30 protein-coding genes and 1 other RNA gene are annotated in these 26,195 nt (G+C 65.1%); 19 read left to right on the top strand and 12 right to left on the bottom strand.

Annotated elements, in window-relative coordinates:
* Positions 1 to 25: 25 nt before the first annotated feature.
* The 5 genes from D8676_RS14315 to D8676_RS14295 form a co-directional block, all read right to left on the bottom strand.
* Positions 26 to 370 (bottom strand): HepT-like ribonuclease domain-containing protein, encoded by a 345-nt coding sequence (locus D8676_RS14315; protein WP_121581732.1) that lies wholly within the window; start codon positions 368 to 370, stop codon positions 26 to 28.
* Positions 360 to 656 (bottom strand): nucleotidyltransferase family protein, encoded by a 297-nt coding sequence (locus D8676_RS14310; protein ID WP_121581730.1) that lies wholly within the window; start codon positions 654 to 656, stop codon positions 360 to 362. The genes D8676_RS14315 and D8676_RS14310 overlap by 11 nt, the downstream gene beginning before the upstream one ends.
* Positions 657 to 705: 49 nt before the next feature.
* Positions 706 to 1,064: a transfer-messenger RNA gene (gene ssrA, locus D8676_RS14305) on the bottom strand.
* Positions 1,065 to 1,106: 42 nt separating this feature from the next.
* Positions 1,107 to 2,315: a metal transporter gene (locus tag D8676_RS14300; protein WP_121581728.1), complete on the bottom strand. Its 1,209-nt coding sequence runs from the start codon at positions 2,313 to 2,315 to the stop codon at positions 1,107 to 1,109.
* Positions 2,312 to 3,439, bottom strand: a complete 1,128-nt coding sequence (locus tag D8676_RS14295) for a multicopper oxidase domain-containing protein (protein ID WP_245426817.1) — start codon at positions 3,437 to 3,439, stop codon at positions 2,312 to 2,314. Before D8676_RS14295 ends, D8676_RS14300 begins: the two co-directional genes overlap by 4 nt.
* 171 nt (positions 3,440 to 3,610) lie before the next feature.
* Between D8676_RS14295 and D8676_RS14290 the strand changes: the two genes are divergently transcribed.
* From D8676_RS14290 to D8676_RS14255, 8 genes are all read left to right on the top strand, one after another.
* A complete protein-coding gene (locus D8676_RS14290; RefSeq protein ID WP_121581724.1) occupies positions 3,611 to 4,405 on the top strand; it encodes a thymidylate synthase in 795 nt (264 codons plus the stop codon).
* Between the two features lie 14 nt (positions 4,406 to 4,419).
* Positions 4,420 to 4,941: a dihydrofolate reductase gene (locus D8676_RS14285; RefSeq protein WP_121581723.1), complete on the top strand. Its 522-nt coding sequence runs from the start codon at positions 4,420 to 4,422 to the stop codon at positions 4,939 to 4,941.
* Positions 4,942 to 5,056: 115 nt separating this feature from the next.
* Complete coding sequence (gene hflK, locus D8676_RS14280) at positions 5,057 to 6,172, top strand: FtsH protease activity modulator HflK (protein ID WP_121581721.1); 1,116 nt, start codon at positions 5,057 to 5,059, stop codon at positions 6,170 to 6,172.
* Complete coding sequence (locus tag D8676_RS14275; protein ID WP_121581720.1) at positions 6,172 to 7,155, top strand: protease modulator HflC; 984 nt, start codon at positions 6,172 to 6,174, stop codon at positions 7,153 to 7,155. Before hflK ends, D8676_RS14275 begins: the two co-directional genes overlap by 1 nt.
* 13 nt (positions 7,156 to 7,168) lie before the next feature.
* A complete protein-coding gene (locus D8676_RS14270; protein ID WP_121581718.1) occupies positions 7,169 to 7,354 on the top strand; it encodes a DUF2065 family protein in 186 nt (61 codons plus the stop codon).
* Between the two features lie 115 nt (positions 7,355 to 7,469).
* Complete coding sequence (locus D8676_RS14265; RefSeq protein WP_245426815.1) at positions 7,470 to 9,014, top strand: DegQ family serine endoprotease; 1,545 nt, start codon at positions 7,470 to 7,472, stop codon at positions 9,012 to 9,014.
* A 48-nt stretch (positions 9,015 to 9,062) separates the two neighbouring features.
* Positions 9,063 to 9,488, top strand: a complete 426-nt coding sequence (locus D8676_RS14260; protein WP_121581716.1) for a putative toxin-antitoxin system toxin component, PIN family — start codon at positions 9,063 to 9,065, stop codon at positions 9,486 to 9,488.
* A complete protein-coding gene (locus D8676_RS14255; protein ID WP_121581714.1) occupies positions 9,485 to 9,745 on the top strand; it encodes a pilus assembly protein HicB in 261 nt (86 codons plus the stop codon). The genes D8676_RS14260 and D8676_RS14255 overlap by 4 nt, the downstream gene beginning before the upstream one ends.
* Here the strand turns inward: D8676_RS14255 and D8676_RS14250 are convergent.
* Positions 9,742 to 10,302 carry a GNAT family N-acetyltransferase gene (locus D8676_RS14250; RefSeq protein WP_121581712.1) on the bottom strand — a complete coding sequence of 187 codons (561 nt, stop codon included), beginning with the start codon at positions 10,300 to 10,302 and terminating at the stop codon, positions 9,742 to 9,744. The two genes, D8676_RS14255 and D8676_RS14250, sit on opposite strands and share 4 nt — an antisense overlap.
* Positions 10,299 to 11,186 (bottom strand): phosphoserine phosphatase SerB, encoded by an 888-nt coding sequence (serB, locus tag D8676_RS14245; RefSeq protein WP_121581710.1) that lies wholly within the window; start codon positions 11,184 to 11,186, stop codon positions 10,299 to 10,301. Before serB ends, D8676_RS14250 begins: the two co-directional genes overlap by 4 nt.
* Between serB and miaA the strand changes: the two genes are divergently transcribed.
* The 3 genes from miaA to D8676_RS14230 are packed head-to-tail and all read left to right on the top strand — an operon-like array spanning position 11,170 to position 13,784.
* Positions 11,170 to 12,165: a tRNA (adenosine(37)-N6)-dimethylallyltransferase MiaA gene (gene miaA / locus D8676_RS14240; protein WP_121581708.1), complete on the top strand. Its 996-nt coding sequence runs from the start codon at positions 11,170 to 11,172 to the stop codon at positions 12,163 to 12,165. The two genes, serB and miaA, sit on opposite strands and share 17 nt — an antisense overlap.
* Before the next feature lie 56 nt (positions 12,166 to 12,221).
* Entirely contained in the window at positions 12,222 to 13,013 is a 792-nt protein-coding gene (locus tag D8676_RS14235; protein ID WP_121581706.1) for a GGDEF domain-containing protein, read from the top strand.
* Positions 13,014 to 13,061: 48 nt separating this feature from the next.
* Positions 13,062 to 13,784, top strand: a complete 723-nt coding sequence (locus D8676_RS14230) for a gamma-glutamylcyclotransferase (RefSeq protein WP_210210726.1) — start codon at positions 13,062 to 13,064, stop codon at positions 13,782 to 13,784.
* A 20-nt stretch (positions 13,785 to 13,804) separates the two neighbouring features.
* Here the strand turns inward: D8676_RS14230 and D8676_RS14225 are convergent, their stop codons facing one another.
* Positions 13,805 to 15,631 (bottom strand): ATP-binding protein, encoded by a 1,827-nt coding sequence (locus D8676_RS14225; protein ID WP_121581704.1) that lies wholly within the window; start codon positions 15,629 to 15,631, stop codon positions 13,805 to 13,807.
* Positions 15,632 to 16,002: 371 nt separating this feature from the next.
* Here D8676_RS14225 and D8676_RS14220 point away from each other — a divergent pair, with 371 nt between their 5' ends.
* The 3 genes from D8676_RS14220 to D8676_RS14210 all read left to right on the top strand — a co-directional run bounded on the left by D8676_RS14220 (position 16,003) and on the right by D8676_RS14210 (position 19,146).
* On the top strand, positions 16,003 to 17,784 hold the full coding sequence (locus D8676_RS14220) for an acetolactate synthase 3 large subunit (RefSeq protein ID WP_121581702.1): 1,782 nt from the start codon (positions 16,003 to 16,005) through the stop codon (positions 17,782 to 17,784).
* 53 nt (positions 17,785 to 17,837) lie between these two features.
* A complete protein-coding gene (ilvN, locus tag D8676_RS14215; RefSeq protein ID WP_121581700.1) occupies positions 17,838 to 18,410 on the top strand; it encodes an acetolactate synthase small subunit in 573 nt (190 codons plus the stop codon).
* Between the two features lie 139 nt (positions 18,411 to 18,549).
* On the top strand, positions 18,550 to 19,146 hold the full coding sequence (locus tag D8676_RS14210) for a LysE family translocator (protein WP_121581698.1): 597 nt from the start codon (positions 18,550 to 18,552) through the stop codon (positions 19,144 to 19,146).
* A gap of 109 nt (positions 19,147 to 19,255) precedes the next feature.
* Here the strand turns inward: D8676_RS14210 and D8676_RS14205 are convergent, their stop codons facing one another.
* Complete coding sequence (locus D8676_RS14205; protein WP_121581696.1) at positions 19,256 to 19,462, bottom strand: hypothetical protein; 207 nt, start codon at positions 19,460 to 19,462, stop codon at positions 19,256 to 19,258.
* A 319-nt stretch (positions 19,463 to 19,781) separates the two neighbouring features.
* Between D8676_RS14205 and nthA the strand changes: the two genes are divergently transcribed.
* The 3 genes from nthA to D8676_RS14190 are packed head-to-tail and all read left to right on the top strand — an operon-like array spanning position 19,782 to position 21,380.
* On the top strand, positions 19,782 to 20,399 hold the full coding sequence (gene nthA / locus D8676_RS14200; RefSeq protein WP_121581694.1) for a nitrile hydratase subunit alpha: 618 nt from the start codon (positions 19,782 to 19,784) through the stop codon (positions 20,397 to 20,399).
* Positions 20,396 to 21,055, top strand: coding sequence for a nitrile hydratase subunit beta (gene nthB, locus D8676_RS14195; RefSeq protein WP_121581692.1), 660 nt, complete (start codon positions 20,396 to 20,398; stop codon positions 21,053 to 21,055). Before nthA ends, nthB begins: the two co-directional genes overlap by 4 nt.
* Complete coding sequence (locus D8676_RS14190) at positions 21,042 to 21,380, top strand: nitrile hydratase accessory protein (protein ID WP_183097102.1); 339 nt, start codon at positions 21,042 to 21,044, stop codon at positions 21,378 to 21,380. Before nthB ends, D8676_RS14190 begins: the two co-directional genes overlap by 14 nt.
* Before the next feature lie 12 nt (positions 21,381 to 21,392).
* Here D8676_RS14190 and D8676_RS14185 read toward each other — a convergent pair whose 3' ends face one another.
* From D8676_RS14185 to D8676_RS14175, 3 genes are all read right to left on the bottom strand, one after another.
* Positions 21,393 to 21,725, bottom strand: a complete 333-nt coding sequence (locus tag D8676_RS14185) for a cytochrome c (RefSeq protein WP_121581688.1) — start codon at positions 21,723 to 21,725, stop codon at positions 21,393 to 21,395.
* Between the two features lie 53 nt (positions 21,726 to 21,778).
* Positions 21,779 to 23,032 (bottom strand): PQQ-dependent sugar dehydrogenase, encoded by a 1,254-nt coding sequence (locus D8676_RS14180; protein WP_121581686.1) that lies wholly within the window; start codon positions 23,030 to 23,032, stop codon positions 21,779 to 21,781.
* A gap of 208 nt (positions 23,033 to 23,240) precedes the next feature.
* Positions 23,241 to 23,954, bottom strand: coding sequence for a gamma-glutamylcyclotransferase (locus tag D8676_RS14175; RefSeq protein ID WP_121581684.1), 714 nt, complete (start codon positions 23,952 to 23,954; stop codon positions 23,241 to 23,243).
* Positions 23,955 to 24,109: 155 nt separating this feature from the next.
* Here D8676_RS14175 and D8676_RS14170 point away from each other — a divergent pair, with 155 nt between their 5' ends.
* Both D8676_RS14170 and D8676_RS14165 read left to right on the top strand, forming a co-directional pair.
* Positions 24,110 to 25,237 (top strand): ATP-dependent RecD-like DNA helicase, encoded by a 1,128-nt coding sequence (locus tag D8676_RS14170; protein WP_121581682.1) that lies wholly within the window; start codon positions 24,110 to 24,112, stop codon positions 25,235 to 25,237.
* 104 nt (positions 25,238 to 25,341) lie between these two features.
* Positions 25,342 to 26,082 (top strand): pyridoxine 5'-phosphate synthase, encoded by a 741-nt coding sequence (locus D8676_RS14165; protein ID WP_121581680.1) that lies wholly within the window; start codon positions 25,342 to 25,344, stop codon positions 26,080 to 26,082.
* Positions 26,083 to 26,195: the final 113 nt, after the last annotated feature.

The raw sequence follows: 26,195 nt of genomic DNA, 5'->3' as shown, positions 1-26,195 counted from the left end.
GAGTGTTGCTCGCCTGGACCGACGCTTATCCGGATGAAGCGAGTTCAGCCTCGACGGCCTTGCGAAGGCCGGTCAGTCCTGTCTGCACAGTCTGCCAGAGCACCTCTGCCGCGATCATCTCATAGCCGTGGCGGTACACATTGCCGGCGCCGGCGATTTGCTTCCACGGAACGGCCGGATGCCGCGCTTTCAGGTTGTCCGGCAGGCGTCGCGAAGCCTCGGAGATTATCTCCAGGGCTCGAGTGGTCGCATATATGCGCTGGATGTCGGTCTTGAACTGCTCGATCGACAAGTGTTGCGCGAAGCTTTCTGCAAGCTCGATGTTGCGCAGGATGTCAATGAGGGCCGACCTGGCGCGTTCAGAAGGCATAGACGAGGTCGCGCGTCACGGGTTCGCGCAGATGGGGCTTCAGGCCCTGGCGATCGATGACGTCGACCGGCTGTTCGAAAAGCTCCGCGATATCGTCCTTGATGCCCACATAATCGTAAACCGTGATCCGGGCAGAGGGATCGAAATCGACGATGACGTCGATGTCGCTCGCCGCATGCTGTTCGCCGCGCGCGGTAGAGCCGAAGATGCCGGCATGCACGATTCCCTTGGCGCGAAGCCCCGCTTCCGCCCTGCGTAGGGTCTGAAGTGCCTGTTCCAGCGTCATGACGCGAGGATACCAGTTGCCGAGGTCCTGAGGAAGATTGGGAGGAGAAGGTGGAGGTTTCTGTTGCCAGGTACCTCCGAACCCCGCCTAGAGGGGCTAACCCCTAGGGCTTGATTCGAGACTATCGCGCCGCATTAAGCAGCGAGACGTGCCTCAGCATAGTTGTCGTTGGCAACTATAAGGTTTAGCCCGATAACGGTGGTACAATGCCGGGCAAAAGAACGATCTTTACACCTTCGTCGATCCTATTTCGCCCCCATCAGAAGCCGCCAAGTGGCCAGCGGCTTGTGGTGGAGGCGCCGGGTACCGCCCCCGGGTCCGAACGGCTTATTACATCGCCTGTTTATCGCCATAGTCAGACAAGCTGACGCGACGAATATAGGCATAGCGACGCCCGATGTGAAGCGGTCAGCGACGTTCATCCATATGAAATGATTTCCAAGGCCGGCGTCAGACCTTCACCAGCATCGCCGTCAGGTACATGACGGCGACGCCCGCGGCCAATCCGGCGATCGTGGCGGGCGCCGTCAGCGCCGTGCGGCCCCTGCCGTCGGCGCGCATGAGATAGGCCGTCACCTCGACGATGACTTGTAGGATCGCGCCAGCACCCACGGCCAGCGCCAAGGCAGACCACTGGGGCGCGTAGGCGAGGCTGCCGATCCACAGCCCGACGACGGCCGGACCGCCGGCCAGCAAGGCAAGCGCGGCGAAGGTCCAGAGCGGCGTCCGCACCTTCAGAAGCGGGGCGGCGATGCCGATGCCCTCGGTGACGTTATGGGCCATGAAGCCGAGCACCAGGAAGGTACCGAGTCCGGCGGCGCCTGCCGCGAAGGCGGCGCCGATCGCCAACCCCTCGCCGAGATTGTGCAGTCCGATGCCGAGCGCGATGAAGGTTGCCAGCGAAAGCCCGGTCGGCGCGCCCTGGCGGCGTCCGGCCGCCATCAGGAACAGGAAGGCGGTGGCGCCCGCGAGCACGACCATGACTTGCCCCTGAAACAGGGGAGCGGCCTCGCCGGCGAGTTCGAACGCCTCGGCGGTCGCGTCCACCGCCAGGAAGGCGAGCAGGCCGACGGTCAGCGCCAGCAGGAAATTCATGCCGTCGCGGCCGACGCCCCTGAGCACAGGATAGAACAGCATGCCGACGGCGACGGGAACCAGCCCGACGAAGATGCCGAGGATCGCCTGCGAGGTGAGGCTCGCCCTGTCCTGGACGGGGGTCGGCACAGCCACCGGGATCTCGTGGCGGAAGGTCGCACCCGTATTGGTGACGATGTTGATGGCGTGGGCTTCACCCAGAACCCAGGGAAACGGCACCGCGATCCAGGCGGTCGATCCGCGGGCGAGGGGGCCCGGAGGGTCCTGTTCGAATTGCCAGTAGGCGTCGTCCACCTGGACCTGGGCGATCGTCATGGGGCCGGAACCGCCCGCGCGGACGAGGAAGCTGATGCCGTCGGCGGAGAGGATCGTCCGTTCGAAGGTCAGGTTCTCGACCGGCGGGGCGCCGTTCTGGAAACTCTTCAGCGGGTCCGTTGCGACCAGCCAGGCAACCGCCAGCAGGATCGCAACGAACGGCAGGGCAAGCCAGAACCACGCGAGACGACGCTGTGTTTTGGCAGGCGGGAGCGGCGCGGCGACGGCGATGTGCGGAGCCTCGTTCATGCGACCGTCTCCACCACGTCGAACATTCCGACCCAGCCGAGTTCGGTGAATTCGGACTGGTGCGGGTGGAACATGTAGAGCCCCGGCTCGTGCTCGGCATAGGTGAATTCGAGGATTCCGCGCTGTGCCTGGACCTGGGTTATCAGATCGACGGTCTTCAGCGTCGGGGTGAGCGTCGTGCCTTGCTCGAAATAATCGAAGAAATTGGCATGGAGGTGGAAGGAGTTGACCGGATCGAACTCGACGATGTTGGCGAGGTAGATGCGGACCGGCCGGTCGCGAACGATGCGGATCGGCTTTTTCATGTAGGCGTGAGCGACGGTGTTGACCGCGTAGATTTCGTTCTCGCTGTCGAAATTGGTGTCGAACGCGTTCATCACCATGGCGAATTCCTGCCAGGCGGCATTCTCCTGCGTCCCGAGCAGGCGGGACCGCGCGACATCGGCGAATTCGGGGTGCCGCTGCGGATCGGGATCGATCACGAAGAGCCCGTACATGCCCTTGTGTATGTGCCGCTTCAGCGGCAGCGCGTGGCAATGGTATAGGTGGCAGCCGAACGGTCTTGCATCGAACTCGTAGACGAACTCTTCGCCGGGGCCGATCAGGCCTGCGCCGGGAACGCCGTCCATGCGTGCCGCATGGATGCCGTGGAAATGCATCGAGTGCGGATGCGAGCCGAGATTGCGAAAAACGATCCTCAGCCGATCGCCTTCCGTCGCCCTGAGTGAAGGACCGGGCACGCGGCCGTTATAGGTCCATGCCGGGAAGAAGATGCCGGGCGCGATCTCGATCTCCTTGTCGATCGCATCGACCTCGAAGGTGCGAAGCACGCGGCCATCCGGGGTCCTGCTTACCGTGCCGGTATCCCACTCCGTCAGCAGCGCGGCGGGGGCAAAACCGTTGCGGATATCGTCGACTTCGCCGACCGTGATCATCGCCCCGTGCGCGCCGCCGTGGTCGGCAGGGGCGGAGGAATAGCCAGTCCGGGCGACCGCCGTGTGCCCGTCATGCGCGTTCTGGCCGAACGACGTTCCGGCGCTGATGACGCTGCCGGTCGCCGCCGCCGCGCCGCCCCACAGCAAGCCACGCCTGCTGATTGCCTCGCGAAACCACATTCCAGCCATGGAAGCGCTTTCTGCAATTGAGAACCATTTGCAATTATGCCACGGGAAACCGGACCGTGCAATCCGGACGGGAGAGGGGCATGCGGCGGGGTGTGGATAAGCGCTTTCGGTGGCCGTAGGGCATGCCGTCGTCTATATTCGTCCCCGTCCCGACAGATTCGACAGAGACACATGCGGCAATATCTCGATCTCCTGCAGCACGTCCTCGACCACGGTTCCGACCGCGGCGACCGCACCGGCACCGGCACGCGTTCGGTGTTCGGCTACCAGATGCGCTTCGATCTCTCGGAGGGGTTTCCGGTCACGACCACCAAGAAGCTGCATCTCAAGTCTATCATCCACGAGTTGCTGTGGTTCCTGGCCGGCGACACCAACATCAAATATCTCAACGACAACGGCGTCACCATCTGGGACGAGTGGGCCGACGAGAAGGGCGAGCTCGGCCCGGTCTACGGCAAGCAGTGGCGCTCGTGGCCGACCCGGGACGGCGGCGAGATCGACCAGATCGCCAACCTGCTTATCCAGATCAGGAAGAACCCGAACTCGCGCCGGCTCATCGTCTCGGCCTGGAACCCGGAGGAAGTGGACCAGATGGCGCTGCCGCCCTGCCACTGCCTGTTCCAGTTCTACGTGTCCGACGGCAGGCTGTCCTGCCAGCTCTACCAGCGCTCGGCTGACATCTTCCTCGGCGTGCCCTTCAATATCGCGTCCTACGCGCTGCTCACCATGATGGTCGCGCAGGTGACCGGGCTGAAGCCGGGCGACTTCGTTCACACACTCGGCGACGCGCATCTCTACTCCAATCATTTCGAACAGGCGCGCGAGCAACTCCAGCGCCGGCCGAAACCGCTACCGACCATGTGGATCAATCCGGCGGTGGATGATCTGTTCGCGTTCCGCTTCGAGGATTTCCGCCTCGAGAATTATGAGGCGGACGCGACGATCAAGGCGCCGATCGCGGTCTAGCCGGAGCACCGCGCATGCACATCGCGATCTATGTGGCGATTGCCGAGAACGGCGTCATCGGTCGCGAGGGCGGGCTGCCCTGGCGGCTTTCGTCCGATCTCAAGCGCTTCAAGGCGCAGACCATGGGCAAGCCGATCGTCATGGGCCGCAAGACCTGGGAGAGCTTCCCGAAACGGCCGTTGCCGGGGCGGCTGAACATCGTCGTCACCCGCGACAAGACCTATCGCGCGGAGGGCGCGGAGACCGTCTCTTCGCTGGACGATGCGATCTCTCTTGCCAGAACACGGGCGCGCTGCATGGCCGGCGCCGATGAAATCTGCGTGATCGGCGGCGGCCAAATCTACGCCCAGGCGCTGCCGCTCGCCGACAGGCTCCATGTCACCCATGTGCTCGCAAAGGTCGACGGCGATACGGTTTTTCCGCCGATAGACCCGGAAATCTGGTATCTTGCCGGTGCTGAGGATTTCCCTGCCGGCGAGAAGGACACCCATGCGACACGTTACGCCGTTTACGAGCGGCGCGCGGCAGTGCATTGAAATCCAATAAAAAGCGGCGCGTTGAAAGCTAAGCCGCTCATCCCTATAGAAGGCGCAGGGAGGCGTGCGGGCTATTGCCGGGCGCCTGGGTCAAAAGAGTACCGAAAGGACATTCATGCCCTGGAACGACAAGAGCGGCGGCGGCGGTCCGTGGGGCGGCGGCGGCGGTAATGGCGGCGGCGGAGGCCCGTGGGGCCAGGGACCGCGCGGTCCGGGCGGCCCGCAAGGCAATCCTCCGGATCTCGAGGATATCATCCGCCGCGGCCAGGACAGGCTGAAGCAGGCGCTGCCGGGCGGCGGCGGCGCGAGTCCGGCGCTGTTCGGCCTGATCGGCCTGGCGCTCGTGGCGCTGTGGCTCTTCCAGTCGATCTACACCGTGCAGCCGGACGAACTCGCGGTCGAGCTGCGTTTCGGAAAGCCGAAGCAGGAGCTTTCGGAACCGGGCCTGCATTTCCACTGGTGGCCGATCGAAACGGTCGAATACGCCAACACCGCCGAAAAGCTCATCCAGGTGGGCGAGGCGCGCGGCAACACCTCGTCCGGCCTGATGCTGTCGGGCGACCAGAACATCGTCGACGTTCGCTTCTCGATCGCCTACCAGGTCTCCAACCCGGAAGCCTATCTGTTCAACGTTGCCGATCCCGACGAGATGGTGCGCCAGATCGGCGAGAGCGCCATGCGCGAGGCGGTCGGCCGCCGGCCGGCGCAGGACATTTTCCGCGACGACCGCCAGGGCATAGCCGACGCGGTGCGCGACATCATCCAGACGACGCTCGACAGCTACGGCGCCGGGCTGGCGATCAACGCGATCTCGATCGAGGATGCGGCGCCGCCGCGCGAAGTGGCCGACGCCTTCGACGAGGTGCAGCGCGCCGAGCAGGACGAGGACCGTTTCGTCGAGGAATCGAACCAGTATTCCAACCAGCAGCTCGGCCAGGCGCGCGGCGAGGCGGCACAGGTCCGCGAAGAGGCGGCCGCCTACAAGAACCGCGTCGTGCAGGAAGCACAGGGTGAGGCGCAGCGCTTCATCTCAGTCTACAACGAATACGCCAAGGCGCCGGACATCACCCGCGAGCGCCTGTTCATCGAGACGATGGAGAAGGTGCTGAAGGATTCGAACAAGGTGATCGTCGGCCAGGATGGGCAGGGCGTGGTGCCGTACCTGCCGCTGCCCGAACTGCAGAAGCGGGCCGCTCCGGCGACCCAGGGCCAGGTGCAGGGGGCAAACTGATGGCAAACCGTCTTCCCTTCATCGCGGTCATCGCGGCCGTCATCCTGTTCCTGATCTATTCGTCGATCTTCGTGGTCAACGAGCGCCAGCAGGCGATCGTGCTGCGCTTCGGTGAGATCGTCGACGTCAAGAGCGAGCCCGGCATCTATTTCAAGGCGCCGTTCGCCTTCTTCGAGGCGGACAACGTTCAGATCATCGACGACCGCATCCTGCGCTTCGACCTCGACGACATCCGCGTCCAGGTTTCCGGCGGCAAGTTCTATGAGGTCGACGCCTTCGTCGCCTACCGCATCTCCGATCCGCGGACGTTCCGCCAGGCGGTCTCGGGCAGCGTCAGCCAGGCGGAGGCGCGGCTGCGCACCCGCCTCGACGCGGCGCTGCGCCGGGTCTACGGCGTGCGCGGCTTCGAATCGGCGCTGTCGGAAGAGCGCGCCGAGATGATGCGCGAGGTGCGCGACCAGCTTCGTCCGGACGCGACCTCGCTCGGCCTGCAGATCGAGGACGTGCGTATCCGCCGCACCGACCTGACGGCCGAAGTCTCGCAGCAGACCTACGACCGCATGAAGGCCGAGCGTCTGGCGGAGGCCGAAAGGCTGCGCGCCCGCGGTCGTGAGGCGGCGCAGCGCATCCGCGCCCGCGCCGACCGCGAAGTGGTCGAGATCGTCGCCGAGGCGCGCAAGGAATCGGAGATCCTGCGCGGTGAAGGCGAGGCCGAACGCAACGCCATCTTCGCCGAGGCCTTCCAGCGCGACCCGGGCTTCTTCGAGTTCTACCGCTCGATGATCGCCTATTCGAACGCGCTGCTGGGAACCGGCACGACGATGGTGCTGTCGCCGGATTCGGATTTCTTCCGCTACTTCCTGACCAAGCAGGGCGGGGCGGCGCAACCGGCTCCAGCCGCGCCCGCGCCGGCCGCGGGGGCGACCGGAGCGATACCGGAACCGGCCCCGACGCCGTCCGAGGCGACCGGCGCCAACCCCTGAACCGGGTTGGCCCGTGTCCGATTTCCTGGCCGCGATAGGCTTGGTCCTCGTCGTCGAGGGCCTGGTCTATGGCGGCTTTCCGGGTCTTGCTAAACGGCTGGCGACGGAGGTCCTGGGCACGCCCGAGAATGTGTTGCGGGTGCTTGGGCTGGTGTCGATAGCTTTGGGCGTCGGCGTCGTCTGGCTGGTGCGAGGATAATGGAGAATTTATTCTCGCATTCGTAGCCAAAGCCCAAAACAGGCCTTATTTCTTGCGAACATGATGCCAGCCCGCGTGCCGGGCGGTTTCCATCGAAGCGACCGGGAGCAGCCGCATGAACCGCCACCATCCTATGCCTGCCCTGCGCAATTTTCTTTTGGCCGCGGCGCTTGCCGTGCTCCCCGGCGTCTCGGCGGCTCCATCCTTCGCGCAGACGAGCTCCGGGACGGAAGCCCAGCCGCCGGCGTCCGCTCCCGCCGCGCCGCATGTCACGCAGGCCGGGCCCGCTTCGGTCGCCGATCTCGCCGAGGGTCTGCTCGGCGCAGTTGTCAACGTGTCGACCTCGCAGCGGATAACGGGCAGCGAAGGGCAGGGCACCGTGCCGCTGCCGCAGGCGCCGGAAGGTTCGCCCTTCCAGGACTTCTTCGATGAGTTCTTCAAGGACCGGCAAGGCGGAGGTGGCCCGCAGCAGGTCCAGTCGCTGGGCTCCGGCTTCGTCGTCGATGCGGAAGAGGGCATCATCGTCACCAACAACCACGTGATCGCCGACGCCGACGAGATCGAGGTCAACTTCTCCGACGGCTCCAAGCTGAAGGCCGAGCTGGTCGGCACCGATCCCAAGACCGACATCGCCGTGCTGAAGGTCGATCCGACGCTCAAAAAGCTGAAGGCGGTCAAGTTTGGCGATTCCGACAAGATGCGCATCGGCGACTGGGTGATGGCGATCGGCAACCCATTCGGCCTCGGCGGAACGGTCACGGTCGGCATCATCTCGGCGCGCAACCGCGACATCGACGCCGGTCCCTATGACGACTTCATCCAGACCGACGCCGCGATCAACCGCGGCAATTCCGGCGGCCCGCTGTTCAACATGTATGGCGAGGTCGTGGGCATCAACACGGCGATCATCTCGCCGTCTGGCGGCTCGATCGGCATCGGTTTCTCGATCCCCGCGGAGATGGCGATCGGCGTCGTCTCGCAGTTGCGGGAGTTCGGCGAGACCCGCCGCGGCTGGCTCGGCGTGCGCATCCAGCCGGTGACCGACGAGATCGCCGAAAGCCTCGGCATCAAGCTCGCCAGGGGCGCGCTGGTATCCGGCATCATCAAGGGCGGGCCGGTCGACAACGGCGTCATCGAGGTCGGCGACGTGATCATCAAGTTCGACGGCAAGGATATCAACGAGAGCCGCGAACTGCCGCTGGCCGTGGCGGAGAGCCCGGTCGGCAAGGAGGTCGAGGTGGTCGTCCTGCGCAAGGGCGAGGAAGTCACCGTCAAGGTCACGCTCGGCCGTCTCGAGGAGGGCGAGAAGCTCGTCGAGGCGGAAGGCGCGCAGCCCGGGGAAGACGGCGGCCCCGTCGCCACCGCCTCGGTGCTCGGTATGACGGTCGGCGAACTGACCGAGGAAGCGCGTACCAAGTTCGGCATCGGTCCGGATGTCTCGGGCGTGGTCGTCACCGAAGTGGCGCCGGATTCGGCCGCCGCCGAGCGCGGCATCGCCGCCGGCGACGTGATCACCGAGATCGCGCAGGAATCGGTCTCGGCGCCGAAGGACGTGCTTGACCGCGTCGCCGCGTTGAAGGAGCAGGGCCGCAAGAACGCGCTCCTGATGCTGTCCTCGAAGACGGGCGAGCTGCGCTTCGTGACGGTGCGGATGGATTGAACGCTTTCCACTTGATACATCCTATAGGATGTCATATCATGTAAAGTGATGCTGCGCGCGGTGCTGGACACTAATGTGTTGGCGTCCGGCCTCAGGAGCAATGCCGGCGCGTCGTTTGAGATTCTAAAGGCAGTTGCGGCGAAACAAATTCGTCCGCTCGTCACCACGGCGCTTTTTCTTGAGTACGAAGCCGTGCTTACGAGGCCCGAGCAACTTGCTGTACATGGATTTGGGTTGCCTGAGGTGGATCTGCTCCTGGGCGAGTTCGCCGCGCTATCCGAACCTGTGGAAGTTCATTTCTTGTGGCGTCCGATATTGGCGGATCCGAAGGATGAACTCGTTCTAGAGGCAGCGATCAACGGTCGAGCGGAAGCCTTGGTAACGCACAATGTACGTGATTTTGCGGCGGTCCAAGGCAGGTTCGAGATCGATATCCTCCGTCCTGCCGATCTTCTTCAAAGGATACGAAAATGAGCAAAGCTACCTATCCGTTGAAGCTTCCAAATTCAGTCAAAGAGGCCGCTGCGCGCCTGGCCCGACGGGACGGCGTTTCCCTCAATCAATGGATAGCTTCGGCCGTTGCGCAGAAAGTTGGCTCGATCGAAACCGCAGAAGCGTTCCTGAAGCGCCGGGCGGGCAAGGCGACCGGCGAAGGTCTTGCTGCACTTCTAGATCGCGTTCCATCGCGGGCGGCTGAACCTGGTGACGAGCTTCCGCCCCCGCGCCGCTAGTGATCGGAGTCGGCCAGCCAGTCCTCGCGCTTGAGGCGGTAGAGCACATGCCCCTTGAGCTGCGGGTCGGCGACGCGGGGGTGGTCGAAGTCGGCTGACGGATCGCGGCGCATGCCGAGGCGCTCCATCACCGCGGTCGAGCGGACATTGCTGCGCACGGCGAAGGAGAATATCTCGTCGAGTTTAAGCCGATCGAAGCCGAAATCGAGCAGCGCCCGGGCTCCTTCGCTTGCAAAGCCGTTGCCCCAGAATTCCGGCGCCAGGCGCCAGCCGATCTCGAACGCGCCCTCCGGCGCCACGCCGGGGACCTCCGCCCGGTGCAGGCCGATGAAGCCGATGCATTCGCTTGTTGCGGCGATCTCGGCGGGCGTCCAGCCAAAACCGTCGCGCGCGATCTCCTCGCGCATGCGATCCATGACGACGTCGGCGTTTTCCCGGTCGCGGCGGAAATCGAAGAACTCCATCACGCGGTCGTCGGAATTGATGCGGTGGAAGAGGTCGCGGTCGCGCTCCTCCCAGTTGCGCAGGATCAGCCGCTCGGTGCGGATCGGCGTCATCCGGCGAATTCTTCCTCGCGATAGCCCTGCAGGTAGAGCAAAGCGGTGAGGTCGCCGTGGTCGATGCGGATCTTCGCCTCGGCCGCGACGGCCGGCTTGGCGTGGAGGGCGACGCCCATGCCGGCAAGCTGGATCATGTCGAGGTCGTTGGCGCCATCGCCGACGGCGAGCACATCCTCGGCGTCGGCATGGTGGCTGAGGGCGATGTCGGAAAGCGCCTCGGCCTTTGCGGCGCGGCCGAGGATCGGCTCGGCGACCTCGCCCGTCAGCCGACCATTTGCGACGACAAGGCGGTTGGCGCGGTTCTCGTGGAAGCCGAGCTTTTCGGCGATCTTCGAGGTGAACACGTCGAAGCCGCCCGAGACGAGCGCCGTCCATGCGCCGTGCTGACGCATCGTCTGCACCAGCGCCCGGCCGCCGGACGCCAGCGTCAGGCGGTCCCGGATGATGCGGTCGACGACCGAAAGCTCGAGGTCCTTCATCAGTGCGACGCGCTCCCGGAGCGCCGGCTCGAAGGCGATCTCGCCGTTCATGGAACGGGCGGTGATCGCCGCCACGCGCTCCTTCAGCCCGACCTCGTCGGCAAGCTCATCGATGCATTCCTGGTCGATCATGGTCGAATCCATGTCGGCGAGCAGAATCTTCTTGCGCCTGGCGGATGCGTCGTGGACGACGATGTCGATCGGCTCGGAGGCGAGCTTTTCGTGGAGCGCAGCGGCGGCCTCTTTCCTGTCCATGCCGGCGGGCAGGACAAGATCGCAGGCGATCTCCTCGCCGAGCCAGGAGATCGCGCTTGCGCCGACCGCCTGGGACGCCATAGTCGCCAGCGGCCGCGACAGACGACGCGCGGCGGGATGGGAAATCAGCGTGGCGACGAGCGGCATCGAAAAATCCGGCGGGAAGGGAGGCATCAGGAACGCGATCCTGATAGCGGGCCCGACCGCGAGCGGCAAGTCGCGGCTGGCGCTGGAGCTTGCCGAGACGCTCGGGGGCGTCGTCGTCAACGCCGATTCGATGCAGGTCTATTCGGTGCTCGACGTTCTGACGGCGCGGCCGGGCGCCAACGAGATGCGGCGCGCGCCGCATCTGCTCTACGGCCATGTCGATCCCGGCGTCGCCTATTCGACCGGTGCCTGGCTGCGCGACGTGATCTCGCTCGCCGGCAGCGGCCGGTTTTCGACGGCCCGGCCGATCTTCGTCGGCGGCACGGGGCTTTATTTCCGCGCCCTGGAGGAAGGCATCTCCGAGATGCCGGACATCCCCGGACCGGTCCGCGAGCGCTGGCGCGGCGAACTTGCGGAGAAGGGCCCCGAAAGGCTGCATCGCATCCTGATGCGCGAAGACCCGCAGGCGGCGGCGACGCTGCGCACCGGCGACGGCCAGCGCATCGTCCGGGCGCTCGAGGTGCTGGAGGCCTCCGGTCGCTCGATCCTAGAATGGCAGGGGGAACGCGGTACGCCGCTGATCGATCTCGAAAGCGCCCGTTTCATCGTCATCGAGCCCGACCGCGCCGAACTCGTCGGCCGCATCGACCGGCGCTTCGATGCGATGCTCGACACAGGCGCGCTGGAGGAGGTGAAGGCGCTTAAGGCGCTCGGGCTGGACCCGCAACTGCCGGCCATGAAGGCGATCGGCGTGCGCGAGCTTGGGGCCGCGCTGGCGGGCGAGATCCCGATGGCGGAGGCGATCGAACGCGCCAAGATCGCGACCAGGCAGTATGCCAAACGCCAGTCGACCTGGTTCCGCCATCAGCTTGGCGCGCATTGGAGCCGCCTGCGCCAGCCGGATGTTTCGCACGTCATGGACCCGCCGGGGCCCTTGCCGGGCCGTCCGGGCGGGGGCTCCAGCAACCGCGCCGATTAACCCTCCGTAAGGTCGCCGATGGCATAAGCGGGAACGGTGCCGTCGGCGGGGAGAATATGCGCCTGCACAAGTCCGAAGCCGCTTTCTTCTTGTTCATCGCGGTCATCCTTGCGGCCGGCGTGATGATCTTTCACGCCTATGACGTGCTGTTTTCGATCGCAAACGGGCTGGCGGAGCCGGAACGCTACGCGGACGTCGCCTATCTGTCGAAACTCCTCTTCGCCACCGGGCTGCTGCTTGCCACGGGGCTGGTCTTCGGCCTGTTTTTCATCTTCCCGCTCATCCGCAGGCAGGTCAGGGAAGAGAACAAGCTGCGCGCCATGACCGAGACGCTGTCGGCGCGCTCGCAGAAGCTCGAATATGCGGCGCTCACCGACGCACTCACCGGCATGCAGAACCGGCGCTATTTCGACGATGCGCTGAAGGAATATCTGGGCGAGTTCCGTCGTATCGAGAAGCCGGTCGGGCTGATGATCGTCGATCTCGACCATTTCAAGCAGATCAACGATACGCACGGCCACGACATAGGCGACGAGGTGCTGAGGGCGGTGGCCGGCTGCCTGAAAGACATGACCCGTTATCACGACGTGGTGGCGCGGCTGGGCGGCGAGGAGTTCGCCGTGGTTGCACCCAACATGGACGTCGACACGCTCGTGCGTTTCGCCGAGCGCATCCGCAAGGCGGTGGCCGGCATGGTAATCGTGTCCGGAAGCGTCCGGCTGAAGGTGACGGCCAGCGTCGGCCTTGCCGTATGGGATCGCAAGGAGAATGCCGACGGGCTGTTCCGGCGGGCCGACCAGCAGCTCTACCAGGCCAAGAAGACCGGCAGGAACCGCGTCTGCGCTTGAGATTCCGGGCTATCCCTGCATGATGGCCGGCCTTCGGGTCGAGCAGCCATGGCGAAACATCCACTGCGCCTTACGCCGGAACACATTGCGCGCGTCATGCTCGATGCGGGAGACATCTCGCCGGCGTCTTTCGCGTCAGATCGAAGACCCGCCACCGACGAGGATCGCCGCAAGCTGGCGAACGACATCCTGACGGCCGCCCCGAGCCAGAACGACCTGTGGGTCTTTGCGTACGGGTCCCTGATCTGGAACCCGGCGTTCGAATTCACCGACACGCGGAAGGCGCTTGTGAGGGGATGGCGCCGATCGTTCTGTCTCGGCTGGGACAAATGGTTTCGCGGGACCGAACGGCGGCCCGGCCTGATGCTTGCACTTGATCGTGGCGGCAGTTGCAAAGGGCTCGCATACAGGCTGCCCGGCCGGTCCGTCGAAGCGAACCTTCTTTCGCTGCTGCGGCGAGAGATCCATGTCATCCCGCATCCTTTTCCCGCCCGTTGGATCAACCTGGCGACGGAGGAGGGGCCGCTACGGGCGCTGACTTTTGCGATCGACCGCAATTCGGGCTCCTATGTAGGCAATCTGACGGCGGAAGAAGTGGCCGATGTCCTGGCCAATGCGGTGGGGCGTCTGGGTTCTATGGCCGAGTACCTGCTCAGTACGGTCAGTCACCTCGAAGAACTCGGTTTGAGCGACGCCTATTTGTGGCGACTGCAGGATCTGGTGGCCGAACGGATCGAAGCCGCGCCCGTCCCCGCGGCTTCTGGTGGATAGAATGCTGACGTCGGCTCTTCCTACGTCCGCGAACCGAAGCGGCCGGGCTTCAGCCCGTAGCCGAAATCGATGTCGTCCTGGTCGGGCACCGAACGCGGGGCAGGCGACTCCGGCTTGCGGTAGCCAGGGTCGCCCGGCTGCAGCTGGGCGCTGACGGGCTCGGCGAAGGCGAGGTTCGACTGCGCCTTGGGCACGTTGCGGAGGCGCTCGACGATGTTGATGAGGTCGACATCGCTTCCGTCGCCGGCCGCCATCTCCTCCTGATGCCTCTTCTGGGTGCCGGGGATGAGCCTGGCGTCCAGCCGCTCGAATTTCAGGCGCATGGTGGTGGCGACGCCTTCACCGAAGGCGATCGCCTCGCGCTGGCCCATGGAGGAGAGGAAGGCGAGGCTCGACGCCGAGGAATCGGCGATCGCCGAGCGGATGATCGACTGGTCGTGCTCGTTGGCGAGCCGCATGGCGAAGAAGGTCGAGCATTGCGACAGGATGGTCGGGTCGAGTTCGCCGGGGCGCTGTGTCACCACGCCGAGGTAGCAGCCATATTTGCGGCCTTCCTTGGCGATGCGCGACAGAGCGTGCCTGGTCGGCGCGAAGCCCAGCCTGGGATCGGCCGGCATGTAGCGATGCGCCTCCTCGCAGAGCACCAGCAAGCGTAGCTTGCCTTCGCTCCACAGCGCCAGGTCGAAGGCGAGGCGCGCGAGCACCGAGCACACCGAGTTGACCACTTCGGAGGGCATGCCCGCCATCTCGAAGCAGGTGACCGGCCGGCCCTCATGCGGAACACGGAAGATGTTGCCGATCGTCTCGTGGATCGTGTCCTCGATCAGCCGCGAGTTGAACATGAACTTGTAGCGCGGGTCGGCGACAGCGGATTCGATGCGCGTCCTCAGCGACTTCAGGATCGGGCGGTCGTTCTTGCTCTCCAGAAGCCCCATGCGCTCGTCGATCTGCTTGATCAGATCGGCCATGCGGTAAGGCACCGGCGTGTCGGCGGTCAGCGCATCGACGCCGCGACGCAGGAAAGCTCCGCCGGCCGGGTTGCGATAGAGGTTCTTCGCCATCGGTATGAGATCGCGCAGGATGTCGACCTCCTCGGGGTCCGCCTCGCGGCCGCGGAACAGAACCTCCGTGAATTCCTCCAGCCGGAACATCCAGAACGGCAGGTCGAGCGAACCCGCGTCGACGCGCACGCAATATTCCGGCAGCGAGCCGGCGAATTCGTTGTGCGGGTCGAGAATGAGGACGCGCAGATCCGGACGGGCCTCGATCGCCTTGCGCATCAGAAGCGAGACCGCAGTCGACTTGCCGACGCCGGTCGTGCCGACGATGGCGAAGTGGCGCGCCAGCGTGTCGTCTATCGCGATGCGCGCCTCGATGTTTTCGTCCTGCGAAAGCTGGCCGATGGTGATCGCATGACGGTCGGCGAGGTCGTAGACGGCCTGCAGGTCGCGCGCGCGGATGCGGTGGGCGATCGCGCCAATGTGGGGATAGACGGTGATGCCACGATCGAAGACGGGCGGCTGGGGCGCCTCGCGGTCGCGCACCTCGCCGATCAGCTCGACATTGACCTCGATGGCATTCTGCCGGCCCTGGTTCCAGGCGAGGTCGGCCTTGCCGATGGCATAGACCAGTCCGACGGTGCGGGCGGTGCCGAGATTGATGGAGATCATGCGGCCGACCGTCCAGAGGCCGGTCACTGTGCCTTCCTCGGTGTCGGCAAAGGCGGCGATGGTGGCGCGCGCTCCGTCGCAGCGCACGACATGGCCGAGGATGCGCGAGTCGTTCTGGGCGGCGTCGCGCCGCTCCTGCGGAACCGCCTCTCCGCGGGAGTTCTCCTGTGCGTACATCAAGTCTGTCCCTGTCCGCCTGCCTGTCCGGAGAGGTTACCCATTCGCAGTTAAAGCCGGGTGAGGGGGGATGGTTGAGAAGAGATTGAACCCGCCGCTAAAATTGCATCCGTCGGCAGCGGCGGCCGTTTGCTCGGCAAGTAATGTCTGACGGCGAAATCAGTGATTGACTCGCCCCGGATTCCGCCCTTAAAGTCCGCGCCCATGAAAACGACACTCATTCTCGTAGTAGGAATGCGCATGGGCAAGGCGGTGTGACCGCCGGGCGACAGCACCCCATGCGCAAATGCCAAGGCTCCCTCGGGGGCCTTTTTTGTTACCTGGACTAAAGACTGAAATTCGCCGATGGCGAGCAGAAACGGAACGGACCGATGAGCAACGGACAGAACGAACGGCGTGAGATGACCGGCGCCGAAATGGTGGTGCAGGCGCTGAAGGACAACGGCGTCCTCCACCTGTTCGGCTATCCGGGCGGCGCGGTCCTTCCGATCTATGACGAGCTGTTCCAGCAGGAAGACATCCAGCACATCCTGGTCCGCCACGAGCAGGGCGCCGGCCATGCGGCGGAAGGCTATGCGCGCTCGACCGGCAAGCCGGGCGTGATGCTGGTCACCTCCGGCCCTGGCGCCACCAATGCGGTGACCGCGCTGCAGGACGCGCTGATGGATTCCATCCCGCTCGTCTGCCTGACCGGGCAGGTGCCGACCGCGCTGATCGGCTCGGACGCCTTCCAGGAATGCGATACTGTCGGCATCACGCGCCCCTGCACCAAGCACAACTGGCTGGTGAAGGACGTCAACGAACTCGCCGCGATCATCCACGAAGCCTTCCACGTCGCCACGACGGGCCGGCCTGGCCCTGTCGTCGTCGACATCCCGAAGGATGTCCAGTTCGCCAAGGGCATCTATACGCCGCCGCAGACCGCGCCGCGCACCTCCTATCAGCCGAAGGTCCAGGGCGACCTGGAGAAGATCAAGGCCGCAGTCGCGCTGCTCGCCAATGCGAAGAAGCCCATCATCTATTCCGGCGGCGGCGTCATCAATTCCGGCCCGGAGGCGAGCCAGTTGCTGCGCGAGCTGGTCGAGCTGAGCGGCTTCCCGATCACCTCGACGCTGATGGGGCTCGGCGCCTATCCGGCATCGGGCAAGAACTGGCTCGGCATGCTCGGCATGCACGGCACCTACGAGGCCAACATGGCCATGCATGACTGCGACGTGATGCTGTGCCTGGGCGCGCGCTTCGATGACCGCATCACCGGCCGCATCAACGCCTTCTCGCCGAACTCGAAGAAGATCCACGTCGACATCGACCCGTCCTCGATCAACAAGAACGTGCGGGCCGACATCGGCATACTGGGCGATGTCGGCCACGTGCTGGAGGACATGGTGCGGCTGTGGCGGGCGACCGCCAAGACCGACAAGAAGACGCTGCATCCCTGGTGGGAGCAGATCGCCCGCTGGCGCGCGCGCGACTCGCTCGCCTACCGGATGAACGACGACGTCATCATGCCGCAATACGCCATCCAGCGTCTGTTCGAGGCGACCAAGGGCAAGGACACCTACATCACCACCGAGGTCGGCCAGCACCAGATGTGGGCCGCGCAGCATTTCCACTTCGACCAGCCGAACCGCTGGATGACATCGGGCGGACTGGGCACGATGGGCTACGGCCTGCCGGCCGCGCTCGGCGTGCAGATCGCGCATCCCGACGCGCTGGTCATCGACATCGCCGGCGACGCCTCGGTGCAGATGACCATCCAGGAGATGAGCTGCGCGGTGCAGTACGAGGCGCCGATCAAGATCTTCATCCTCAACAACCAGTACATGGGCATGGTGCGGCAGTGGCAGCAGCTGCTACACGGCAACCGGCTGTCGCATTCCTACACCGAGGCGATGCCGGACTTCGTGCTGCTCGCCCAGGCCTATGGCGCGCATGGCATACGCTGTGAGAAGCCGGGCGATCTCGACGCCGCGATCAAGGAGATGATCGACGTCAAGAAGCCGGTGATCTTCGACTGCCGCGTCGCCGCGCTCGCCAACTGCTTCCCGATGATCCCGTCGGGCAAGGCGCATAACGAGATGCTGCTCCCCGACGAGGCGACCGACGAGGCGGTGGCCAACGCCATCGACGCCAAGGGCAGGGAGCTGGTGTAAAAACGCCGGCCGTACAGCAAGTTAGCACAAGTTCCCGAGATCGAGATTCAGACATGAACGCCCAGCTTCAACCCACCGGCTCCGCCTATTTCATCGCCAAGGAGACCGAGCTTCCCGAGACGCACACGCTCTCGGTGCTCGTCGACAACGAGCCGGGCGTGCTTGCGCGCGTCATCGGCCTCTTCTCCGGCCGCGGCTACAACATCGAGAGCCTCACGGTCTCCGAGACCGAGCACGAGAAGCACCTGTCGCGCATCACCATCGTCACGCGCGGCACGCCGCATGTGCTGGAGCAGATCAAGCATCAGCTCGAGCGCATCGTGCCGGTGCACGGCGTGGTCGACCTCACCGTTCGCGCCAGGGAACTCGGTCAGGACCGCCCGCTGGAGCGCGAGCTCGCGCTGGTGAAGGTCGCCGGCAAGGGCGACAATCGCGTCGAGGCCCTGCGACTCGCCGACGCGTTCCGCGCCAGCGTCATCGACGCCAACACCGAGCACTTCATCTTCGAGATCACCGGCAAGGGCTCCAAGGTCGACCAGTTCATCGCCATCATGAAGCCGCTCGGGCTGGTCGAGATCTGCCGCACCGGCGTCGCCGCCATGAACCGCGGCCCGCAGGGGATGTAGCCCTCCGGCTGCAGCCCGAGCCATCCGGGACATACGCGCAATCCTGGCGCCACCCCTGGCATAACCGCTTGACGGTTATGGCGCGTCCGCCGCTCGGACCGATAATTTAAGTCAGCAGTGCTGACCTTGTGTGAATCCGATGTCCCTTGACGCTTTCCTGGCCCTGCTGGCCTTCGCTTTCGCGACCTCGATCACGCCGGGGCCGAACAACCTGATGCTGCTTACTTCAGGCGTGAATTTCGGCTTCGTGCGCAGCGTCCCGCATATGCTCGGCATCGGCGGCGGGTTTCTGTCGCTGCTGCTTGGCGTGGGCCTGGGGCTCGGCGCGATGCTGACAGCGTTTCCTTCGCTTCATCTGGCGCTCAAGGTGCTCGGCGGCGCCTACCTTCTCTATCTCGCCTGGCGGATCGCCATGTCGCGCTCGATAGGTAGCGGCGCCGACTCCGGAGCGCGGCCGATGACCTTCCTCGAGGCCGCAGCGTTCCAATGGGTCAATCCGAAGGCCTGGGTGATGGCGGTCAGCGCGATGGCCATCTACACCAACCCGCAGGCGCCGTTCCTCTCGATGCTCATCGTGGCTGGCGCCTTCGCGGTGGTGAACCTGCCCAGCGTCTCGACCTGGGCGGGTTTCGGCATGGCGCTGCGCGGCTTCCTCGCCGATCCTGTCCGGCTCAAATGGTTCAACGTCGCCATGGGCGTGCTGCTCGCCGCCAGCCTCTGGCCGATGCTTGGATAATTCCGCCCCTGCCGTCCTTGGCCGCACGAGCGGCGGGCTCAGGCACAGCGACCGTCGGGCTAGACGGCCCGGGCGGTGGCGGGCGGGGCCCGCCACCGTTGCTCAGGCGCTAGAGTTTGACGCCGGTCAGCCTGGTCTCAAGCTTCTCGCGATCGTCGGCGGATTTCAGGCGGATGGTCATGGCTTCGCTCTTGATCGGAACCTGAAGGGGCAGGCTGATCTCGACTTCCTGTGCATGTTCCTCGGCCCATTTCTTGAAGCGTGGCAGCTTGTTGGGGCCGCTGATCGGGAAGGTGAAGCTGTATCTGAAGGTCATATCGCATAATCCAGGTGATGGCCGCCGGCTTTGGCGAGCGCGCGCATACGCGCGCAGCAAATCCGCCGCAGGCAGTCCGCAAGAATTCGGTTGGGATTTTGGTCGCCTATCCTGGCGCCGCTCTTGCTCTCGCAGGTAGTGGCGCCAGGCAGTCAGCCTATGAGAAGGCCGCCTTTGCAGACTATCAGCAGGGCAAAAGAAACGGGCAACATAGGCGCTGTTCTCGGCCACCGGGCCAAGCTTGTCAAATTTGACGGTGGTAGCCGCGGAACCCCGCCGCCGCCTTGTCCGGGAGCCGGCAAGGTCGTAGCTTGTGGCCATGTCACACGATCACGACCATCATCACGACAACGAGCTCGACCCGATGGCCGCGCGGGTTCGCGCGCTGGAGACGATCCTGACCCAGAAAGGGCTGATCGACCCCGCCGCGATCGACGTCATCGTCGACACCTACGAGACCAAGGTCGGGCCGCGCAACGGCGCCAGGGTCGTGGCGCGCGCCTGGAGCGACCCGGCCTATGCCGACTGGCTGCGGCAGGACGCGACCGCCGCGATCGCCTCGCTCGGCTTCACCGGCCGCCAGGGCGAGCACATGCAGGCCGCCTTCAACACAGACGAAACCCACAACCTGGTCGTCTGCACGCTCTGCTCCTGCTATCCGTGGAGCGTGCTCGGCCTGCCGCCCGTCTGGTACAAGGCGCCTCCCTATCGCAGCCGCGCCGTCATCGACCCGCGCGGCGTGCTCGAAGAGTTCGGGCTGACGCTGCCGAAGGACAAGAAGGTCCGCGTGTGGGATTCGACCGCCGAGCTGCGCTACCTCGTGGTGCCGCAGCGGCCCGCCGGCACCGAAGGCTGGAGCGAGGACGATCTCGCCGGGCTGGTCACGCGCGACTCGATGATCGGCACCGGCGTGGCGCTGGAGCCCGAAGCCGCATGAACGGCCCGCACGATCTCGGCGGCCAGATGGGGCTCGGGCCGGTCGCGCCCGAGACGGACGAGCCGGTCTTCCATGCCGACTGGGAAAAGCGTGCGCTCGGCGTCACGCTCTGCGCCGGCACCTTTGGGTTCTGGAACATCGACGAGAGCCGCCACGCGCGGGAGAACCGCCATCCGGTCGACTACCTGTCCTCGACCTATTACGAGATCTGGATCAAGGGGCTGGAGCGGCTGCTCAAGCGCCACGGCTTCGTCAGCGAGCGCGACCTTGCCGAGGGCAGGGCGGTTGATGGCGCCACGCAGCCGAAGCGCGTGCTGAAGGCCGCTGACGTGCCGGCCGTCCTTGCGCGCGGCGGCCCCTGCGACCGGCCGGTCGGGACGCCGCCGCGCTTCAAGACGGGCGACCGGATCGTCACCCGCAATTTCAGCCCGACCGGCCACACCAGGCTGCCGCGTTATGCGCGCGGCAGGCACGGCGTGGTCGAGGCCGTGCGTGAAGGGTACGTCTTCCCCGACACCAATGCGCATGGCGAAGGCGAGAATCCGCAATGGGTCTACACCGTCGTCTTCGACGGGCGTGAGATCTGGGGCGAGGACGCCGACCCGACGCTGACCGTCTCGATCGACGCCTGGGAGAGCTATCTTGAACCAGCGTGAACTCCCGCCCGGCATCGACGAGCCGGTCTTTGCCGAGCCATGGCAGGCGGAAGCTTTTGCGCTGACGGTCGCCCTGCACGAGAAGGGGCTGTTTTCGTGGGGCGAATGGGCCGAGGCGCTGTCGGCGGAAGTGAAGAGGCAGGATGCCTCCGACGACGGCCACGACTACTATGAGCACTGGCTGGCGGCGCTGGAAAAACTTCTCGTCTCGAAAGGCGTGGCGCCGACGGCGGAAGTCGACGCCTTGGCCGCAGCCTGGGAACGCGCCGCGCATGCAACCCCACACGGCAAGCCGATCCTCCTGGAGAACGATCCGCAGCGGTAGCGCGGGGGCCGCCTATTTCGGCATCTCGACAGTCACTTTCAGGCTCGAATACCAGGCGGCGAGGTCGGCTATGTCGTCGTCGCTGAGACCCTTGGCCATGATGCTCATCTGCGGATCCTTGCGCTCGCCGCTCCTGTAGGCGCCGAGTTGCTTGCGGATGTAGTTGGCGCTGTCGCCGGCGAGATTTGGCGCGTCCGGGTTCTTTGCGAGACCGTCGAGGCCGTGACAGACGCTGCATTTGGCGGCCTTGGTCTTGCCTGCCGCCGCGTCGGCCGCCGCCACGGGCGCCGGCATCGCCGGCAGGATCGCGAGAAAGCCGGCGACGCCGGCAAGATAGCGAAGCATGGTGGAGATCCCCGAAGAGAGGTCACGGCGATTTGCCGTGACCTCCGGTTTGCTCAGTCGCCGTAGGAGATGCGGTAGATCGCTCCGGCGAAATCGTCGGAAACGAGCAGCGATCCGTCACGCAGTTGCGTGAGCGCGGTCGGCCTGCCGATGTATTCGCCATCGGCGGTCAGCCAGCCGGCGGCGAATTCCTCCTGCTCCCCGGCGGTGCCGTCCTCGTTCAGCGGCGTGAACAGCACGCGCGCGCCGGCCGGGTCGGTGCGGTTCCACGAACCGTGCTGGGCCGTGAAGACGCCCTGCTTGTAGCGGTCGGGAAACTTCCGGCCGGTGTAGAACACCATGCCGAGATCGGCTGCATGCGCGATCGTTTCGACGACGGGGAAGACCACGTCGGCGGGCGGTTCGCTGTTCTTGTACTCCTCGGTGCGGACCTTGCCTCCGCCATACCATGGGAAGCCGAAGTTCTGGCCCATCTCGGTGACGCGGTTCAATTCGCCGGGCGGGGTGTCGTCGCCCATGCCGTCGACCTGGTTGTCGTTCGTCCACAGGTCGCCGGTGGCGGGATCGAAGTCGAAGCCGACCGGGTTGCGCAGTCCGTCGGCAAAGATCTCGCGGTTGGCGCCGTTCTGATCCATGCGGATAATGCCGCCAATGCCCGACTTCTTGAACTCCTCCTGCTTCTCGGGCGAGGGTACGTTGAAGGGCTGGCCGATCTGTATGTAGATCTTCTTGTCGGGACCGACCGCGCAGACGCGTGCGGTGTGGTTGAAGGATTCGTCGGCGCCCGGGATGAGCTCGCCCTCCTTGACGACGTCGCCCACCGCCACGTCGGGGCTTTCGTAGAAGAACTCCGCCGCCGGGAAGGTGCGCACGCGATTGCGTTCGGCAATGTAGAGGAACCCGTCCTTGGAGAAGCACACGCCGTTGGGGATGGCGAACTCCAGCGACGGCGCAAACCGCTTCACCTCGTCGGCGGTGCCGTCCTTGTTGCGGTCGGTGACAGCCCACACCGCGTCCTTGCGCGTGCCGACGAAGGTGACGATGCCCTGCGGACCCACGGCCATGTGGCGGGCGTCGGGAACGACCGCGTAGAGATTGATCTTGAAACCGTCTGGGAGCTTGACGTTCTCCAGGTTCTTGCGGAGCTGTGCGGCGTTTTCGTCGTCCTGCGGCACAAACTGGAAGGCATCCGACCCGGTCCCGGTCGTCTGCATGTTTTCAAGCTTCTGCATGTTGTCCTGTGCCTGCGCCAACCCGGTAGATGCGAGGATAAGCGCGGCCGTCGAAGCAAATAGGCGGTCTTTCATTTCCTCCTCCACTTCAGTCAAGAGCCGCCCGCCCTAACGCCGAAGCATAACATGAAAGCTCTTGGCAACAACTGTTGGAGCCTGCAGAGCAATAAAGTTGAGACAAAAGTATTATTCAATCCGTCCAAATGAATTGGATGTCTTGATCTTTGTGCAATGCAATATCGGGTATATCGAGCCGGCGGCGTGGTTCCGTGCGGCGGGAGGCCTACAGCACCGCCGCTCCGTTCATGTCCCGCTGCCGCCTGATCTCGTCGGCCACTAGCTCCTGCAGTTGCCAGAGGTTGCGGTCGTGGATGCCGTATTCCTCGAGCTTGACGATGGTGTTGTAGAGATAGGCCGCGTTGGAGCCGAGATGGCCGCAGGCGCGCGCGATGCGTTTTGCGGTTTCCTCCGGCGACAGTTTCAGGAAGGGAAAGCTTTTTGTCGGCGCTGCCCAGAAGGCCAGCGCGCGCACTTTTCCCTCGGCGCTGTCGATGTTCAGCCAGCGAGCGTTGTCGAGATCACCCTCGTAGTCGGATTCCCTGTTGAGCATCCGGTAGAGCTGGGCGACGCGGTTCTCGTCAGGCAGCCGGAAGGCGACGCCATGACAGGTGCCGCCGCGTACGATTGCCATCATCTGGCCGGGCAGGTCCGGCGACCCGCGCCAGCGCGGCAGTTCGATGCAGAAGGACCGGTGCCAGCCGCGGGCTACTGCACGCTTCGCCTCCACCGCCTCGAAATCCGGCTTCCAGATCAGCGAGCCGTAGGCGAACAGCCAGAGCGGAGCGTCGCCGCACTCGCGGTCCAGCTCTTCTGCCTTGGCCGAAACCTCGGCGTCGGTCAGTTGGACCAGGCCGGCGGCAGGACCTGGATCGGCCACTTCGCGTTCGCATGAGGCCACGAGTTCGGGCGTGAGCGACAAAGCGCGCCGATTCGGCATTGGAGGTCCCCATCCAGATAAGCGGATGCTAGCGCAGGACCTTGCCATGTAAAGCGCTTGACAAACACGGCGCGTCCATGTTCCCTGTTTGTTCGTATCGCGGCGCAGGACGATGCGTCCTTGCCCCTCAAACCCGAATCCTGCCAGTCAGGCGCATGGAATTTTCTCCCCAGCAGGACGACGCGCTGAAGGCGGTGGCGCGATGGCTGAAGGACGGCCGGCCGCAGATCTTCCGCCTGTTCGGTTATGCCGGAACCGGCAAGACGACGCTCGCGCGCTATTTCGCCGAACATGTCGACGGGCAGGTGCAGTTCGCAGCCTTCACCGGCAAGGCCGCGCAGGTGCTGCGCTCCAAGGGCGCCACCAACGCCCGCACCATCCATTCGCTTATCTATCGCCCGCGCGGCGAGGAGGCGGTCGAGGACGAATCGACCGGCAAGACGTCGATCAACCCGACCTTCGCGCTCAACCGCCAGAGCCCGGTGGCGCGCGCAAAACTCATCATCATCGACGAATGCTCGATGGTCGACGAGCAGCTCGGCAAGGACCTGCAGTCCTTCGGCACGCCCATTCTCGTGCTCGGCGACCCGGCGCAGCTGCCGCCGATCTCGGGCGGCGGCTTCTTCACCGAGCATGAGCCAGACGTGCTCCTGACCGAGATCCACCGGCAGGCGCGGGACAATCCGATCATCCGACTGGCGCTCGACGTGCGCGAAGGGCGCGAATTCATGCACGGCGACTACGGCACGGCGCAGGTGATCGGCCGCGAGCAGGTGACGCAGGAGCTGGTGCTCAAGGCCGACCAGGTGCTGGTCGGCACCAACCGCACGCGCCGCCGCTACAATGCGCGCCTGCGCGAGCTCAAGGGTTTTTCCGCCAACTACCCGCAGGCAGGCGACAAGCTGGTGTGCCTGCGCAACGATCCCGCGAAAGGCCTGCTCAACGGTTCGCTGTGGAAGGTCATGACGTCGTCGCGCGAGACGGTGAAGCCCGGCATCAACCTGCTCGTCTCGCCGGAGGAGGACGATCCGGACCGCGGCGTCGCCAAGATCAAGCTGCTGAAGGCCGCCTTCGAGAATCCGGACGAGGAGATCCCCTGGCAGCAGAAGAAGCGTTTCGACGATTTCGACTACGGCTACGCGCTGACCGTCCACAAGGCGCAGGGCTCGCAATGGAACGAGATCGTGCTCTTCGACGAGAGCTGGGCCTTCAAGGATACGCGCCAGCGCTGGCTCTACACCGCGATCACGCGGGCGGCCGAACGCCTGACCATCGTCAGGTGATATCGTCAGGTAATGCGGCGGATCCCGCTGGGTCAGCGGAAATCCGCTGCATGGCGTGGCCGAAGCCTGTATAGAGGCGGTCCCGAAAGGCCGAGGTCCGTACCATGCCCGCCAAGCTTTCCGTCAATCTCAACGCCATAGCGATGCTGCGCAACCGGCGCGACCTGCCGTGGCCGAGCGTCACCGGGCTCGGGCGCATCGCGCTCGCCGCCGGCGCGCATGGGCTGACGGTCCACCCCAGGCCCGACCAGCGACACACCCGCCATTCCGACCTGCCGGAACTCAGGGCGCTGATCGACGACGAGTTCCCGGCCGCCGAGTTCAACATCGAAGGCTATCCGACCGAGGATTTCCTGAGCCTCGTGGAGGCGAACCAGCCGAATCAGGTGACGCTGGTGCCCGACGATCCGGCGCAGCCGACATCGGACCATGGCTGGGATTTCACGGCCCAGGCATCTTTCCTGACGCCAATCGTCAGAAGATTGAAGAAGGGCGGTTTCCGCGTCTCGCTTTTCTCCGACCCCGACGCCGAGGACATTACCGCCGCGCGCGACACGGGAGCCGATCGCATCGAACTCTACACCGGGCCATACGGTGCGTTCCACGACGATCCAGACGCGGCAAAGCGTGAGCTGGACAGGCTCCAGAAGACCGCCGACGCCGCGCAGGCGGCGGGGCTCGCCGTCAATGCCGGCCACGACCTCACCGTCGCAAACCTGCCGGCGCTGGCCGAGAGGATCCCGCACCTCGCGGAAGTGTCCATCGGCCACGGGTTGACCGCCGACGCGCTGGAATATGGCATGGCCGGTACGATCGGCCGTTTCCTCAAAGCGTGCGGGTGGTAGGCTCCACCATGCGGGTCGCTCCTGCTTGCACCGCTTTTTTGCAGTGCAGCAATTGCAAAAGGCGGAGGAGGGGTGTAGAGCCGCGCCCGTTTTGTCGGAGTAGCGTTTGATGA

Source organism: Mesorhizobium sp. YM1C-6-2 (genome assembly GCF_003666685.1).
Lineage (GTDB): Bacteria > Pseudomonadota > Alphaproteobacteria > Rhizobiales > Rhizobiaceae > Mesorhizobium_K.
Note: the sequence above shows the minus strand (reverse complement) of the source record. Positions and strands in the feature narration are given on the sequence as shown.

Coding starts and splice junctions, on each gene's coding strand:
- D8676_RS14165 (WP_121581680.1), top strand. CDS start 25,342: ATGCCCGCCAAGCTTTCCGTCAATCTCAACGCCATAGCGATGCTGCGC.
- D8676_RS14170 (WP_121581682.1), top strand. CDS start 24,110: ATGGAATTTTCTCCCCAGCAGGACGACGCGCTGAAGGCGGTGGCGCGA.
- D8676_RS14290 (WP_121581724.1), top strand. CDS start 3,611: ATGCGGCAATATCTCGATCTCCTGCAGCACGTCCTCGACCACGGTTCC.
- D8676_RS14220 (WP_121581702.1), top strand. CDS start 16,003: ATGAGCAACGGACAGAACGAACGGCGTGAGATGACCGGCGCCGAAATG.
- D8676_RS14265 (WP_245426815.1), top strand. CDS start 7,470: ATGAACCGCCACCATCCTATGCCTGCCCTGCGCAATTTTCTTTTGGCC.
- D8676_RS14310 (WP_121581730.1), bottom strand. CDS start 656: ATGACGCTGGAACAGGCACTTCAGACCCTACGCAGGGCGGAAGCGGGG.
- D8676_RS14180 (WP_121581686.1), bottom strand. CDS start 23,032: ATGAAAGACCGCCTATTTGCTTCGACGGCCGCGCTTATCCTCGCATCT.
- D8676_RS14300 (WP_121581728.1), bottom strand. CDS start 2,315: ATGAACGAGGCTCCGCACATCGCCGTCGCCGCGCCGCTCCCGCCTGCC.
- serB (WP_121581710.1), bottom strand. CDS start 11,186: ATGCCGCTCGTCGCCACGCTGATTTCCCATCCCGCCGCGCGTCGTCTG.
- D8676_RS14185 (WP_121581688.1), bottom strand. CDS start 21,725: ATGCTTCGCTATCTTGCCGGCGTCGCCGGCTTTCTCGCGATCCTGCCG.
- D8676_RS14210 (WP_121581698.1), top strand. CDS start 18,550: ATGTCCCTTGACGCTTTCCTGGCCCTGCTGGCCTTCGCTTTCGCGACC.
- nthB (WP_121581692.1), top strand. CDS start 20,396: ATGAACGGCCCGCACGATCTCGGCGGCCAGATGGGGCTCGGGCCGGTC.
- D8676_RS14230 (WP_210210726.1), top strand. CDS start 13,062: ATGGCGAAACATCCACTGCGCCTTACGCCGGAACACATTGCGCGCGTC.
- D8676_RS14285 (WP_121581723.1), top strand. CDS start 4,420: ATGCACATCGCGATCTATGTGGCGATTGCCGAGAACGGCGTCATCGGT.
- ilvN (WP_121581700.1), top strand. CDS start 17,838: ATGAACGCCCAGCTTCAACCCACCGGCTCCGCCTATTTCATCGCCAAG.
- D8676_RS14255 (WP_121581714.1), top strand. CDS start 9,485: ATGAGCAAAGCTACCTATCCGTTGAAGCTTCCAAATTCAGTCAAAGAG.
- D8676_RS14275 (WP_121581720.1), top strand. CDS start 6,172: ATGGCAAACCGTCTTCCCTTCATCGCGGTCATCGCGGCCGTCATCCTG.
- D8676_RS14295 (WP_245426817.1), bottom strand. CDS start 3,439: ATGGCTGGAATGTGGTTTCGCGAGGCAATCAGCAGGCGTGGCTTGCTG.
- D8676_RS14225 (WP_121581704.1), bottom strand. CDS start 15,631: ATGTACGCACAGGAGAACTCCCGCGGAGAGGCGGTTCCGCAGGAGCGG.
- D8676_RS14260 (WP_121581716.1), top strand. CDS start 9,063: ATGCTGCGCGCGGTGCTGGACACTAATGTGTTGGCGTCCGGCCTCAGG.
- D8676_RS14250 (WP_121581712.1), bottom strand. CDS start 10,302: ATGACGCCGATCCGCACCGAGCGGCTGATCCTGCGCAACTGGGAGGAG.
- D8676_RS14175 (WP_121581684.1), bottom strand. CDS start 23,954: ATGCCGAATCGGCGCGCTTTGTCGCTCACGCCCGAACTCGTGGCCTCA.
- D8676_RS14235 (WP_121581706.1), top strand. CDS start 12,222: ATGCGCCTGCACAAGTCCGAAGCCGCTTTCTTCTTGTTCATCGCGGTC.
- hflK (WP_121581721.1), top strand. CDS start 5,057: ATGCCCTGGAACGACAAGAGCGGCGGCGGCGGTCCGTGGGGCGGCGGC.
- D8676_RS14315 (WP_121581732.1), bottom strand. CDS start 370: ATGCCTTCTGAACGCGCCAGGTCGGCCCTCATTGACATCCTGCGCAAC.
- nthA (WP_121581694.1), top strand. CDS start 19,782: ATGTCACACGATCACGACCATCATCACGACAACGAGCTCGACCCGATG.
- D8676_RS14205 (WP_121581696.1), bottom strand. CDS start 19,462: ATGACCTTCAGATACAGCTTCACCTTCCCGATCAGCGGCCCCAACAAG.